The 12,807-nt window shown below is 69.8% G+C and carries 13 protein-coding genes, 1 tRNA gene and 1 pseudogene; 7 read left to right on the top strand and 8 right to left on the bottom strand.

Annotated features, from left to right (window positions below):
* Window positions 1-7: 7 nt before the first annotated feature.
* Entirely contained in the window at window positions 8-1,522 is a 1,515-nt protein-coding gene (locus DJ69_RS09855; RefSeq protein ID WP_099255445.1) for a replication factor C large subunit, read from the top strand.
* Window positions 1,523-1,565: 43 nt separating this feature from the next.
* Here the strand turns inward: DJ69_RS09855 and DJ69_RS09850 are convergent, their stop codons facing one another.
* Window positions 1,566-2,627, bottom strand: coding sequence for a sensor histidine kinase (locus DJ69_RS09850; RefSeq protein WP_099255444.1), 1,062 nt, complete (start codon window positions 2,625-2,627; stop codon window positions 1,566-1,568).
* Window positions 2,628-2,875: 248 nt separating this feature from the next.
* Here DJ69_RS09850 and DJ69_RS09845 point away from each other — a divergent pair, with 248 nt between their 5' ends.
* Entirely contained in the window at window positions 2,876-3,958 is a 1,083-nt protein-coding gene (locus DJ69_RS09845; protein ID WP_099255443.1) for a zinc-dependent alcohol dehydrogenase family protein, read from the top strand.
* Between the two features lie 4 nt (window positions 3,959-3,962).
* On the opposite strand, the gene DJ69_RS09840 is transcribed toward DJ69_RS09845, so the two are convergent.
* From DJ69_RS09840 to DJ69_RS09815, 6 genes are all read right to left on the bottom strand, one after another.
* The gene (locus DJ69_RS09840) at window positions 3,963-4,889 is read right to left on the bottom strand and encodes an amino acid ABC transporter permease (RefSeq protein ID WP_099255442.1); all 927 of its coding nucleotides are present in this window, start codon (window positions 4,887-4,889) and stop codon (window positions 3,963-3,965) included.
* Window positions 4,889-5,635 (bottom strand): amino acid ABC transporter ATP-binding protein, encoded by a 747-nt coding sequence (locus DJ69_RS09835; RefSeq protein WP_099255441.1) that lies wholly within the window; start codon window positions 5,633-5,635, stop codon window positions 4,889-4,891. Before DJ69_RS09835 ends, DJ69_RS09840 begins: the two co-directional genes overlap by 1 nt.
* Window positions 5,632-6,417, bottom strand: a complete 786-nt coding sequence (locus tag DJ69_RS09830; RefSeq protein WP_099255440.1) for an amino acid ABC transporter permease — start codon at window positions 6,415-6,417, stop codon at window positions 5,632-5,634. Before DJ69_RS09830 ends, DJ69_RS09835 begins: the two co-directional genes overlap by 4 nt.
* Before the next feature lies 1 nt (window position 6,418).
* Window positions 6,419-7,216, bottom strand: a complete 798-nt coding sequence (locus tag DJ69_RS09825; RefSeq protein WP_099255439.1) for a basic amino acid ABC transporter substrate-binding protein — start codon at window positions 7,214-7,216, stop codon at window positions 6,419-6,421.
* 112 nt (window positions 7,217-7,328) lie between these two features.
* The gene (locus DJ69_RS09820) at window positions 7,329-8,222 is read right to left on the bottom strand and encodes a COX15/CtaA family protein (protein ID WP_275539519.1); all 894 of its coding nucleotides are present in this window, start codon (window positions 8,220-8,222) and stop codon (window positions 7,329-7,331) included.
* A 105-nt stretch (window positions 8,223-8,327) separates the two neighbouring features.
* A complete protein-coding gene (locus DJ69_RS09815) occupies window positions 8,328-8,783 on the bottom strand; it encodes a DUF5814 domain-containing protein (RefSeq protein WP_099255437.1) in 456 nt (151 codons plus the stop codon).
* Between the two features lie 159 nt (window positions 8,784-8,942).
* On the opposite strand from DJ69_RS09815, the gene DJ69_RS09810 reads away from it, so the two are divergent.
* A tRNA-His gene (locus tag DJ69_RS09810) sits at window positions 8,943-9,015 on the top strand.
* A 62-nt stretch (window positions 9,016-9,077) separates the two neighbouring features.
* Here the strand turns inward: DJ69_RS09810 and DJ69_RS09805 are convergent.
* The gene (locus DJ69_RS09805) at window positions 9,078-10,280 is read right to left on the bottom strand and encodes a threonine synthase (RefSeq protein WP_180271784.1); all 1,203 of its coding nucleotides are present in this window, start codon (window positions 10,278-10,280) and stop codon (window positions 9,078-9,080) included.
* Window positions 10,281-10,400: 120 nt separating this feature from the next.
* Here DJ69_RS09805 and DJ69_RS09800 point away from each other — a divergent pair, with 120 nt between their 5' ends.
* The 4 genes and pseudogenes from DJ69_RS09800 to DJ69_RS09790 all read left to right on the top strand — a co-directional run.
* Window positions 10,401-11,213: a CPBP family intramembrane glutamic endopeptidase gene (locus DJ69_RS09800; protein ID WP_099255436.1), complete on the top strand. Its 813-nt coding sequence runs from the start codon at window positions 10,401-10,403 to the stop codon at window positions 11,211-11,213.
* A gap of 159 nt (window positions 11,214-11,372) precedes the next feature.
* Window positions 11,373-11,495, top strand: coding sequence for a hypothetical protein (locus tag DJ69_RS19025; RefSeq protein WP_275539518.1), 123 nt, complete (start codon window positions 11,373-11,375; stop codon window positions 11,493-11,495).
* Between the two features lie 128 nt (window positions 11,496-11,623).
* Window positions 11,624-12,631, top strand: coding sequence for a hypothetical protein (locus DJ69_RS09795; protein WP_245851619.1), 1,008 nt, complete (start codon window positions 11,624-11,626; stop codon window positions 12,629-12,631).
* Between the two features lie 106 nt (window positions 12,632-12,737).
* A pseudogene (locus DJ69_RS09790) lies at window positions 12,738-12,807 on the top strand (IS6 family transposase); the annotation flags it as partial.

The raw sequence follows: 12,807 nt of genomic DNA, 5'->3' as shown, positions 1-12,807 counted from the left end.
CTCGGTAATGGCCGATTGGACGGAGAAGTACCGCCCGAGCACGCTCTCGGAGGTCCGCGGCAACGACAAGGCCCGCGACGCGTTCGCGGACTGGGCGCGCTCGTGGGACGACCACCGCGAGGCCGTCGTCCTCCACGGGAGCCCGGGCGTCGGGAAGACGAGCGCGGCGCACGCGCTCGCGAACGACATGGGGTGGGAGACCGTCGAACTGAACGCCTCCGACCAGCGCACCGCCGACGTCATCGAGCGGTTCGCGGGACGGGCCGCGCGCAACGCCACCCTCGGCGGGAGCGCGGCGGACGGCGGCGCGGCGGGCGGCGACACCGCCTCCCGGCAGCTCGTCATCCTCGACGAGGCCGACAACATCCACGGCAACTACGACCGCGGGGGGGCCTCCGCGATCACGAAGCTGGTCAAGGAGTCGGGCCAGCCCATCGTCCTCATCGCCAACGACTACTACGACATGGCGCGCGGGCTCCGCAACGCCACGCAGGAGATCGAGTTCCGCGACGTCTCCGCGCGCTCCATCGTCCCCGTCCTCCGCGACGTGTGCCGGAAGGAGGGGATCGAGTTCGAGTCGGACGCGCTCGAACGGATCGCCGAGCGGAACCGCGGCGACCTCCGGGGCGCGGTGAACGACCTGCAGGCGGCCACGGAGGGGCGCGGTTCGATCACGGTCGACGACGTTGTCACCGGCGACCGGGACAAGGCGCTCGGGCTGTTCCCGTTCCTCGACGCGGTCCTCAAGGAGGAGTCGGCGGAGGAGGCGCTCCAGTCGGCGTACGCCGTCGACGAGACGCCGGACGATCTGACGAAGTGGATCGAGAACAACGTCCTCGACGTGTACGACCCGATGGAGGCGGTCCGCGCGTACGACTTCCTCGCGAACGCCGACGTGTGGCTGGGCCGCGTTCGGGCCACCCAGAACTACACCTACTGGCGGTACGCCACCGACAACGCGGCGGCGGGCGTCGCCGCCGCGCGCGACGGGACGAAGGGCGGGTGGACGCGCTACGGTCGCCCGCAGTTCTGGAGCTCCTCCGACGCGACCGCGGATGAAGTGGTCGGACAGATCGCGGCAGAGAGCGGGTGTAGCGTCGCGACCGCGCGCCGCGAGGTGCTCCCGTTTCTGCAGGCGGTCACCCACCACTGCAAGCCCCGCGAACTGACGGTCGCGATGGCGGCCGCGTACGACCTCGACGAGGCGGGCGTCGCCTTCGTCACCGGCTCCGGCGAGTCGACGAACAAGGTGGCGTCGATCGTCGAGGACGCGCAGGCGCTGCGCGAGGATCGGATGGAGGACCACGCCGAGGGCGCCTTCGCCGGCGGCCGCCGCCCGGCGGACCAGAGTGCTCCAGCGGACGACGACTCGGGCGCTGCCGCCGGCCACGAGGGGGCGACGACCGGCGATCAACCTGGCGGCGGTGGCGGCGAAAGCGGTGAAAACGGCGACAGCGGTGACAGCGGCGATGACGCTGCCGACGATGACGACGGACAGGCGGGACTGAGCGACTTCGTCTAGCGAGAGCGCGCGCTCGGGGGCGCCCGCGCGGTCGGCGCGACGGTCACTCGTCCGGCGGCGTCCCGGATCCGGTCTCCGAACCGGCCCCGTCGGAGCGGGGCGCGACCCGCCTGTCCGGCGCGGCGTCGGGGGCGCCGCTCTCCTCGGGATCGGTGAGATCGACATCGGTAAACTCGAACCGGGCGCCCCCCGTCCGACTCTCGGCCACTGCCACCTCCCAGCCGTGGGCCTCCACGATGCGCTCGACGATGGAGAGCCCGAATCCGGTCCCGTCTTTGTCGGCCGAGTGGCCGGGATCGAAGACGGTGTCGCGCTCCGACGGGTCGATCCCCGTCCCGTCGTCGGCGACGTAGAAGCCGTCCGACAACCCTCCCACGAACACCTGGAGCGGGGATCCGTCCTCTGCCCCGTGTTCGATCGCGTTCCGGAACACGTTCTCTAACGCCTGACGGAGCCGGCTCTGGTCGCACTCGATCCACGGCAGCGGTTCGTCGACCGTGAGGGCGGCGTCCGACGGGGCGTCGATCGTCTTCCACGCCCGATCCACGACACACCGGAGGTCGGTCGTCGCGGTCTCCTCGACCGACTCCCCCTCGCGGGCGAGCGCGAGGAGGTCCGAGATGAGGCTGTCCATGTAATCGAGCGCGTCGTGGGCGCGGTCCAACCGCTCGCGGACCGCCTCGCCGTCGGCGTCGCCGGCGAGTTCGATGTTCCCGACCGCGACGGACAGCGGGTTTCGCAGGTCGTGAGAGACCACGCTGGCGAACTCCTCTAACCGCTCCCGCTGCTGTTCGAGCTGTTTGCGCCGCTGGACCCGCTCGTCGGCCGGGAAGAGATAACCCACCACGTCGCCGGTTTCGTCACGCGCGCCGCGCTCGTGGACCCACTCGCACTCGTCGCTCGCCGTGATCCGGTACGTCACGTCGACCGCGCCCTCGTCGAGCGCGTCGCGGAGCCGGCCCCTGTCGTCGGACGCGACGACCCGGAGCCAGTCGGACCGCGGCAGCGCCTCCGGGTTCAGATACGACTCGCCGGCGGCCTCGACGACGAGTCGGGTCGGGTCGCCGTCCGGTCGCCGATACGCGACCCCCGGCCGACGCTCCATTGGGTCCGTCACACGTGGTCCACTCATCTGTAGAATAATAAACCTTTCTCAAATATCAGTTATTTTGGAGGTCGTGTTGACACGATGCTAACATCATTCGTGCCTCAGAGACGTTGATACATCGTTTTATGCCTGAAAACAACCGTTGGATCTACCATCTATCTAATTCGTATCATGTTCGGATCACGTGTCTGACGGCGGGATGACCGGGAGATCGGTTTTAATCACCGTGGGATCGTGGTCCCGGTATGCGCGCGGCGATCCTTCGCGAATACGGCGAACCGCTGGCCATCCGCGACATCCCCGAGCCGGAGCCCGGCCCCGACGGCGCCGTGGTCCGCGTGGCGGCCTGCGGGGTCTGTCGGAGCGACTGGCACGCGTGGGCGGGGCACGGCGAGTGGGCCGACGACCGAGTCCCCCGCGGACAGGTGCTCGGCCACGAGCCCGCCGGCGAGGTGGTCGCCGTCGGCGACGCGGTGGATCGGTTTGCGCCGGGCGACCGCGTCGTCGTCCCCTTCTCGCTCGGTGACGGGACCTGTCCGCGCTGCCGGCGGGGGCACGGGAACGTCTGCGACGACGGGCGGGCGCTCGGGTTCGAGCCCGACGCCCCCGGAGCGTTCGCCGAGCGCGTCGCCGTCCCGGACGCCGACTACAACCTCGTCGAACGCCCGCCGTGGCTCGACGCGACCGCGGCGGCCGCGCTCGGCTGCCGGTACATGACGGCCTACCACGCCCTCGCGGACCGAGCCGGGCTCGACGGCGGCGAGTGGCTGGCCGTCCACGGCTGCGGCGGCGTCGGGCTCTCGGCGATCCAGCTGGGCGACGCGCTCGGCGCGCGGATCGTCGCCGTCGACGTCGACGACGGCGCCCTCTCGCTCGCCCGCGACGTGGGCGCCGACGAGACCGTGAACCCGAGCACGCTCGGCGGTGAGGAGAGCGAACCCGTCCCCGAGCGCGTCAGGTCCCTCACCGACGGCGGCGCCGACGTGTCGGTCGACGCGCTGGGGATCGCCGAGACGTGCCGCAACTCGGTTCGGTCGGTGCGGCCGCGGGGGACCCACGTGCAGGTCGGGCTGACCACCGACGCCGAACGCGGCGAGGTGTCGCTCCCGACCGACTGGATGACCCGCTGGGAGGTGTCGTTCGTCGGCTCGCGCGGCATGTCCCCCACCAGCTACGACGACCTGTTCGCGCTGGTCGAGGCGACCGACGTGGATCCCGCCGCGCTGGTGAGCGACGAGCTCGCCCTCTCCGAGGTCTCGGCGCGGCTCGCCGGGATGAACGAGTACGACGCGCGCGGCGTCGAGGTCGTCACGGAGTTCGACGGGTAGCGCCTCACTCCTCGCGCTCGACGCCGAGTCCGGGGATCGCGACGCGCTCTTCGACGCGCTCCATCAGCTTCGACGCGGTGAGGACCAGGGCGAGGTACGTCACCCCGGTCACGACGAAGATGAGCGTGTACCGGAACGTCTCGGAGGCGACCTGGTCGGCCCGGTAGTACAGTTCGGGGACGGTGATGAAGGCCGCGAGCGACGAGTACTTGATCAGGTAGACGAACTCGTTCGTCCACGACGGGATCGCGTACCGGAGCCCCTGCGGGAGCACGACGTGGTATATCGTCTCCAGCTTCGAGAGCCCGATCGCGCGGCCGGCGGTGATCTGTCCCTCCTCGACGCTCTCTAAGGCGCCTCGGATGTACTCGGCCTGATAGGCCGCCCCGTTGAGCGTGAAGCCGAGGATCGCCACCCAGACCACGTCGCGAACGAAGACGCCGGAAAACGCGCCGGGCACGTAGCTCGCGAGGTTGAGCCCGTAGTAGAGCACGAACAGCTGCGCGAGGAGGGGCGTCCCGCGCAACAGCTCGGTGTACGCGAGCGAGAGCCACGCCGAGAACCGCCCGTACACGCGGGACACCGCCAGCGGCACGGCGATGAAGAAGCCGAACACGAGGCTCACGGCCGTTATCACGACCGTGAGCCACGTTCCCCGCGCCAGTTCCGGCGTGAGATCGACGACGAAGGCGGCGTCGGCGGCGTACGCGGCGAGTCCGGGGACCGCCGCCACGGTCGCCTCGACCGCGCCCGGCGGGAGGAGCGGCTGGCCGACCGGAACGAGGACGCCGCCGAGCCACCGGTTGACCCAGCTGACGACGAGCCAGCTCCAGAACAGCGCGCCGACGGAGAGGAGGAGGAGCCGGCCGACCGAGCGGTCGGAGTCCGCCACGCGTTCCCGGACCGTCGCGGGTCTCGTCGCGCTCGCCATCAGTCGTGGCTCGCGATCCGTTCGAGGAACCGGCCGGTCCGGTCCTCCTCGGGGTTCTCGAAGAGCTGTTCCGGCGGTCCGCGCTCGATCACGTGGCCGTCGTCCAAGAACACGATCTCGTCGGCCACCTCCCGGGCGAAGCTCATCTCGTGGGTGACCACGAGCATCGTCATCCCCTCGTCGACGAGCCCGTGCATCACCTCCAACACCTCGCCGATGAGCTCCGGATCGAGCGCGCTCGTCGGCTCGTCGAACAGCATCAGCTTCGGCTGCATCGCCAGCGCGCGGGCGATGCCGACCCGCTGCTGTTGGCCCCCGGAGAGCTCCGCGGGGTAGGAGTCGAACTGCTCGCCGAGCCCGACGCGCTCCAGTTGGGCCTCGGCGCGGTCGCGGGCCTCCGCCTCCGAGAGCCCGAGCACGCGGCGCGGGCCGAGCGCGACGTTACCGACCGCGGTGAGGTGCGCGAACAGGTTGAACCCCTGGAACACCATCCCGACTTCGCGGCGGAGGGCGTTGACGTCGAGGTCGGGCGAGAGCACCTCTTCGCCGTCCAGTCGGATCGATCCCTCCTGCGCCTCCGCGAGCCGGTTGACACAGCGCAGCATGGTCGATTTCCCGGAGCCGGACGGCCCGATCAGGACGGTCACGTCGCCCCGGTTCATCTCGAAGGAGACCTCGTTGAGCACCTGCTCGTCGCCGTACCACTTCGAGACGTCCGTCACGCGGAGGAAGTCGTCGTCACTCACGCCGACTCACCCTCCGGGATCGCGTAGTGGTCGCCGAGGTAATCGAGCGCGCGGTTCGTCGTGAACGTGAGGACGAAGTAGATTGCACTGATGAAGAGGATGACTTCGAGCACTGCGGTCGTCTGCTCCGAGAACAGGTCGTACCCCCGAGTGAGCAGCTCCGCGAGCCCGATTGCGAACACGATGCTCGTGTCCTTCAACACGATCGTGAACTCGTTTTGAAAGCCCGGGATCGACCGGCGCAGGGCCTGCGGCACGACGACGTACCGGACCGCCTCGAACCGGGACAGGCCGATCGAGCGCCCGGCCTCGAGTTGGCCGTCGTCGACGCTCGAGAGGGTCGCCCGGAAGATCTGCGACTGGTACGCGGCGCTGCGCAGGCCGAGTCCCAGTATCCCCGCCGTCATCGCCGAGGAGATCGAGACGACGCCCAGGTTGATCTGCGGAACGCCGACGACGAAGTACATCACGATGAGGATCACGACGATCGGCGTCCCGCGAAGCACGATGCCGACAATGCTGACGGCCCGTTCGAGGAGTCCGTCACCGTACACCTCGACCGCACCGGCGGGGAACCCGACGACGAAACCGAGGAGGATCGACGCGACCGTGATCCCGATCGTCAACAGGGCGCCGACACCGAGGTAGTCGGCGTTGCTGACGACGAACTCCCAGTCCGCGGCCTCGCCGATGAACGCGAGCGCCGCGAGCGCCGCTCCCGCCGGGAGATCGGCCGCGACGCTGGCGATCGCCGCGAGCGCGAGCGTCCCCGGGTCCGACATCCTACTCCTGCCCGAACCAGTTGTTCGTGATCTCGCTGTACGTCCCGTCGTCGCGGACGGTCGCGAGCCCGTCGTTCAGCGCCGACTGGAACTCCGACTCGCCCTGCCGGATACCGAAGCCGAACCGCTCGCCGGTCTCCTCGACGAACGCGACCGCCACGTCGCGGTTGGCCGCGAACGTCTCCGCGACCGGGAGGTCGATGACGACGGCGTCCACGTTCTCGTTCACGAGGTCCTCGACCGCGAACACGTAGCTGTCGTACGAGGAGTAGTCGCCCTCGGCGATGATGCCCGGATCGATGAGGTTCGCCGACACCTGGTCGGCGCCGGTCGTCCCGGACTGCGCGCCCACGGGGACGCCCTCGAAGTCCTCCCACGCCGACGGCTGGAAGTCGCCGCCCTCGCGCACGAGGATCGCCTGATCCGACTCCCAGTAGGGGTCGGAGAAGGCGATCGTCTCCTGCCGGTCCTCGGTGATCGTCATCGCGGCGGCGATCACGTCGATCTCCTCGTTCTGGGTGAGCGCGGGGATGAGCGAGTCGAACTCGAAGGTGGCCCACTCGCCCAGCTCGTAGTCGGTCTCTCCGACGACGGCCTCCAGCAGGTCGATGTCGAAGCCGACCAGCTCGCCGTCCTGCTGCATCTCGAACGGCGGGAAGCCGGGCGCCGTACCCGGAGTGATCGTGGTGCTGTCGTCGCCGAGGCAGCCGGCGACGCCGGTGAGTCCGACGGCGCTGGCCCCGCCGGTCAGCTTCAGGTACGTGCGACGGCTCATGTCCGTCTCCGCGCGGTATGACATACCGGTGGGAGAACGGGAATCGTTTTTAACCTTTCCTCCTTGGGCGCGTGATTCGTGCCCGGACGCGCCGTTGCACGCGCTCAAGCGGGATTCTCACCGATCGCTCCGCGCCTCAGTCGCCGCGGACGGGACCGGTCGTCGCCCCCTCCGACCCGACGTCTCTGACCGCCCACGCGGCGCCGAGCGCGAGGGCGGCCGCGACGCCGAGGGCGACGAGGTTGAGCTGCTGCCAGAACGCGGTGTACAACACCAGATCCCGGCCGAGGAGCAGGGTTCCGACCAGCGCGGCCATCGACCCGGCGGCGAGCAGGCGGACCGTCTTCGCGGTCGACCGGTCGAGCCCCGGGTAGCCGCTGCGGACGGCCTCCGTGGCGTACGCGACGGTCGCGACGAGCCCGAGGTGGCCGGCGAGCCCGGTCACGTAAAACCCCGCCTGCGCGCCCGGCGAGTAGGTGACGAAGGGGACCGCCCGCGAGAACACCGCGCTGGCGACGATCCCGACCGCGGCGACCGCGACCGCGGCCCTGAGCAGCCGGGGGGAGCCGCGGCCGCCGCCCCAGATGGTCGCCAGCCCGAGTAGCGTGAAGATCCCCAGCGCGACGATCAGGTGCGCCGCGTGCGTCGACACCGTGTAGCCGCCGGGAACGAGTCCGCCGAGGGTGACGGTGAGCGCGCCGACCGTGATCTGCAGCGGGAGGATCGCGACCGCGAGCGTCGCCGCCAGCCGGGTTCGACGGTCCCGACCGCCGAACCACGACCAGCCGGCGACGCCGATGATGAGGAACCCGGTGACCATCGCCCACACGCGGTGGAACCACTCGATGAAGTCCGGGTTGATAGTGAGCGTGGGGATGAACTGATCGGAGCAGAGCGGCCACTGGGCCTGACACGCTAGCCCTGAGCCGGTCGCCGCGGTGTACACGCCGAGCGCGAACAACACCAGCGTCATCCCGGTCGTCGTCGCCGCGTATCGCCTGAAGGTCAACCACGCGGGCCGAAGACTCATTGGTCGAGTTCGGGTTTGAGCGCACTTAGACCGTTCGGAGGCTCCACGCGGGCGGGAACGCGGTGACCGGAGAACAGCGATCGAGGAGACAGCGACGGCCCGCCCTTACCCCGACAGTTCCCGCTTCGCGCGGCGGGCCCGGTCCGACATCTCCTCGTTCCCCTCGACGTCGGCGAGGGTCTCGAGCGCCTCCAGCTGCCGCACCGAGTCGTCGAGGAACGAGAGCACGTCGCCGGTGTAGGCGTACACCATGTAGTCGTCGCTCATCACGTCCACGATCGCCTGCGGCCCGAGCCCCTCCGCGCGGAGCTCCAACACGTACCGCATGAACTTCTCCTCCGGACAGCCGCAGTAGGGGTTCGCCTGACAGTCGCAGTCGAGGAAATCCTCCGCGAAGTCCAAGATCCGGTCCCGCGTCGTCGAGTCGAGCTTCGAGAGCCCGTCGCCGGTGAACAGCATGTCCAGCGTCGCGCCGGCGAACGCTCCCTTCGGGATGTTCGTCTCCAGCTGGGAGGCGAGCTGCCGGTGGTTCTTCACGTAGATCTTGTCGGTGAACGCCACGGTTACCCGCGAATACGCCGGCTGGGAGTAAAAGCGACGTGGTCGCGGTGGCAGTCGACGCGCCGGCGCCCGACGCCGCTCACCGGACGGCACCGCGTCACACGCCCGTCCGGGAGTCGTAACGGTTATTTATCAAAGCGGGATAGATATCGACGCGTGTCCGGGTTAGGGTAGTGGACTATCCTTCAGCCTTGTGGAGGCTGAGACGCGGGTTCGATTCTCGCACCCGGACCTTTTCGCGACGACCACCAAGAGGAGTGGTACCGCCGGGAGATACGATCGGTGTTCCCCGCCCTACGCCGGGAGCATCGACGCGAGTCGGTCCGCGAGATCGTCCCGGCGGACCTTTTCGGTCGAGACGTCGGTCCCGCCGGCCCCCGACTCCTTGAACCCCGTTCCGGTCGGGACGAGGACGACGGACTCGTCGGCGTCGATCTCGCCCCGGTCCGCGAGACGCGACACGCCCGCGAGCGTCGTCGCGGACGACGGCTCGACGCAGAAGCCACCGTCGACCGCGAACTGGCGCGTCGCGGTGCGTATCTCGTCGTCGGTGACGGAGACGACGGCGCCGTCCGTGTCGCGAACTGCGGCGAGCGCACGAGCGCCGCTCGGCGGGTTCGGGTTCCCGATCGAGTGAGCGATCGTCTCGCCGGTCTCGTCGGGCGACAGCGGCGTCGGATCCGTCGCGCCCGCCTCGAACGCCCGGGTCAGCGGGTCGCTGGCGGCGGTCTGGACGAGACACAGCCGGGGGGACTCGTCGATCAGCCCCGCGCGTTCGAGGTCCCGGATACCGAGCCAGACGCCCGAGGCGAACCCGCCGGAGCTCGCCGGCAGCGCGATCACGTCGGGCGTCTCCGGGGCGAACGATTCGCAGATCTCGAACAGCGCGGTCTTGTACCCGCTGATGCGGGTCGGCGCGTCGCTCACGAGGACGTCGATCGGGAGCCGCTCGGACAGGTCGAGCGCGTCGCCGTACAGCTCCCCGTAGTCGCCGTCGACCTGCACGACGGTCGGCTCGTACCGAGCGATGTGCTCCAGCCGACCCGCCGGGATGTCCGCCGGGACGAACACGACGCACTCCCGGTCGAGGCTCGTCGCGTGCGCGGCGGTGCTGATCGCCATGTTGCCGTACGAAACCGTCCCCACGACGTCGTCGCCGGTCGCGATCGTGTGGGGAACCGCCACCGCGCTCCCGCGGTCCTTGTACGCGCCGGTCGGGCTCTCGCCCTCGTCCTTGACGAACACCCGAGCGCCGGCGACCTCGTCGAGCCCGGGGCTCCGAACGAGGGGCGTGCCGCCCGCGGCCCGCGAGACGCCCTCGGGGCGATCGATCGGCAACAGCGCCTCGTACCGCCACATTCCGTCCCAGCTTCGACAGTCGTCCCACGAGAACGCCGTCGGCCGCGCGTCGATCCAGAGCGGCTCACCGCAGGCACATCGGACGCGGTCGTCGTCGTAGCGCTCTCCGCAGCGGTAACAGCTCAACGAGCGGGGCATACCGACGCTGTGACGGCCGGAAAGATAGGCGTTTTCTTGCGTTTCGGCGGCTGTCCGCTCACCCGCCCCCGCCGCTCTCGCCAGCAGGTATATGTCGACCGGCGGCGATGGATGCTTCCGATGGCCGACATTCCCGATCGCCGGGCCCTCGTCCGCGGCGCGGGGGCGCTGTTCGCGTTCGGCACGCTCGGCGTGCTCGCCCTCGCGACGTACTCGGTGCCGTCGCTCCGCGAGACCCCCGAGCTCGCGTCGCTGCCATACGCGGCGCTCGTGGCGATCGCGTCGGTCAATTCGCTGCTGCTGTTGGCGGTGTTCACCGGTGCGGGAGCGCTGACCGCTCCGCGGCTCGACCTCGACTCGCACGTGTTCTCGTGGGCGACCGGCGGCGACCCCGACTGGAGCGCCTTCCGAAGGTCGCTCCCGCTCGCGGCGGTCGCGGGCGTTGTTCTCTTCGCCGTCATCGCCGTGCTGGACGCCGCGTTCGCGCAGTTCACCCGGGCGTCTCTCGGGGAGCTGTCGGCCGGGAGCGGGGCGCTGAGCGACCTCTACGCGTCGGTCCCGATGCGACTGCTCTACGGCGGGGTGACGGAGGAGATACTCCTCCGCTGGGGCGTTATGGCCCCGGTCGCGTTCGTCGTCTGGTGGGTTCGGAACAGGATCGGCGAGCCCTCGGCGGCGCCGGGGGAGACGACGATGTGGATCGCCATTGTCGTCAGTGCAGTCGCGTTCGGCGTCGGACACCTCCCTGCGCTCGTCTCGACGGTCGGGTCCGCGCCCGCCCTGATCGTCCGCACCGTGCTCCTGAACGCGCTCGCGGGGATCGCGCTCGGCTGGCTGTTCTGGCGGCGGTCGCTCGAAACCGCCATGGCGGCACACGCCGCGTTCCACGTCGCGCTCGTCGGGGTGTCCGCGGTGCTGATCCGGGTCGCGTGATCGCGAACTGGACCGGCGCCCCTCACGGTGTCGTGAGTCGGTGGGCGTTCTCGCAAGGCGGTGTTACCGGGGGGAACGTCCGACGCGCTCCGTCACGCACCGTGAACTTATGTGTCGGTCGGGCGTCGTGTCGCCCGTTATGAACGGACGTGGCGCGCCGTGAGAGGGCGGCGTCTGCCTCGGCGGAGCGCCGGGATCGGCGTCGCCGGCGCGGCGGTGATCCGGCAGGCCGACGCGACCCACTACGTCGACGACCGCCCGGAGCCCGTCGAACCGCAATGAGCGGGACGACGGACCCGAGATCAGGTGCGCCCGATGACGACGACAGTACCGCGACCGACGACGACGGGGACGCGACCGACGACGGTCGCGCGGTCGACGGCGAGCGCGACGCAACTACCGCCGACACGATGCGCGAACGCGCCGACGAGAGTCGACTGAAGATCTGGCTGCTGGTGCGCGCGAACCGGCTCGTCGTCGCCGGCGTCCTGACGGTCGTCGTCTTCCTCGCCTTCGTCGCCGTGGCGGCCGCGTTCTCCCCGTCTCTCGCGGGGAAGGTCGGGGCGAGCGACCCGATCGAGACGCTGTTCGCTTCGATGATCACGGCGATCGTCACCGGAGCGACGCTCGTCGTCACGATCGGCCAGCTCGTGCTCACGCAGGAGAACGGCCCCCTCGGCGACCAGCGGCAGCGGATGGACGACACGCTCGCGGTTAGAGACGACGTCGCGGCGCTGACCGGTGCGCCGGCTCCCACGAACCCCGCCGCGTTCCTCGACGCGATCCTCGGCGCCGCGTCGGGGTGTGCGCGGGACCTCCGCGAGTCGGTGCGCAGTCGGGGGAACGGCGATGGCGGGCCGGCCGGGACTGCCCTCGAAGCCGATATCGACGACCTCACCGCGGATGTCGTCGAGAACGCCTCCGCCGTGCGCGGTCGGCTCGACGGCGCGACGTTCGGCTCCTTCGACGTCGTGTTCGCCGCGCTGGACTTCAACTACAGCCGAAAGATCGCTCGGATCGAGCATATCCTCGCCGACCACGACGAGGCGCTCACCGAAGCGGAGCGAGACCGCCTCGGGGAGCTAAGGGAGTCGCTGTCGCTGTTCGCCCCCGCCCGCGAGCACGTCAAGACGCTGTACTTCCAGTGGGCGCTGATCGACCTCTCGCGGCTGATCCTCTACGCCGCGGTGCCCGCGCTGCTCGCCGCGGGGTTCATGGTCGCGGTCGTCGACGCCGAGACGTTCCCGGGGCAGACGCTCGGGATCGACCACGTGACACTCGTCGTCGGGGGCGCGTTCGCGGCCACACTCCTGCCGTTCTCGCTGTTCGTTGCCTACGTGCTCCGGGTCCTCACGCTCGCGAAGCGGACGCTCGCGATCGGTCCGTTGGTGTTGCGGGACTCCGGGGAGTCGGGGTAGTCGAGCGCGACCGGTCTCGGAACGGCGGGTCTCACCGAGCCAGGTTTCTGATGGCGGTGTTCAGATAAGGATTGAAAGGAGAGGCGGTGCGTTTTCAAAGTGATCTATGCCCGAAAACGACCGCCTCAGCGGCTGTTTAGACGAGATCAACTTAGAGTTTGTGGAGCGAGAAGCAA

Origin of the sequence: Halorubrum persicum, from assembly GCF_002727125.1 — an archaeon.
GTDB lineage: Archaea > Halobacteriota > Halobacteria > Halobacteriales > Haloferacaceae > Halorubrum > Halorubrum persicum.
Note: the sequence above shows the minus strand (reverse complement) of the source record. Positions and strands in the feature narration are given on the sequence as shown.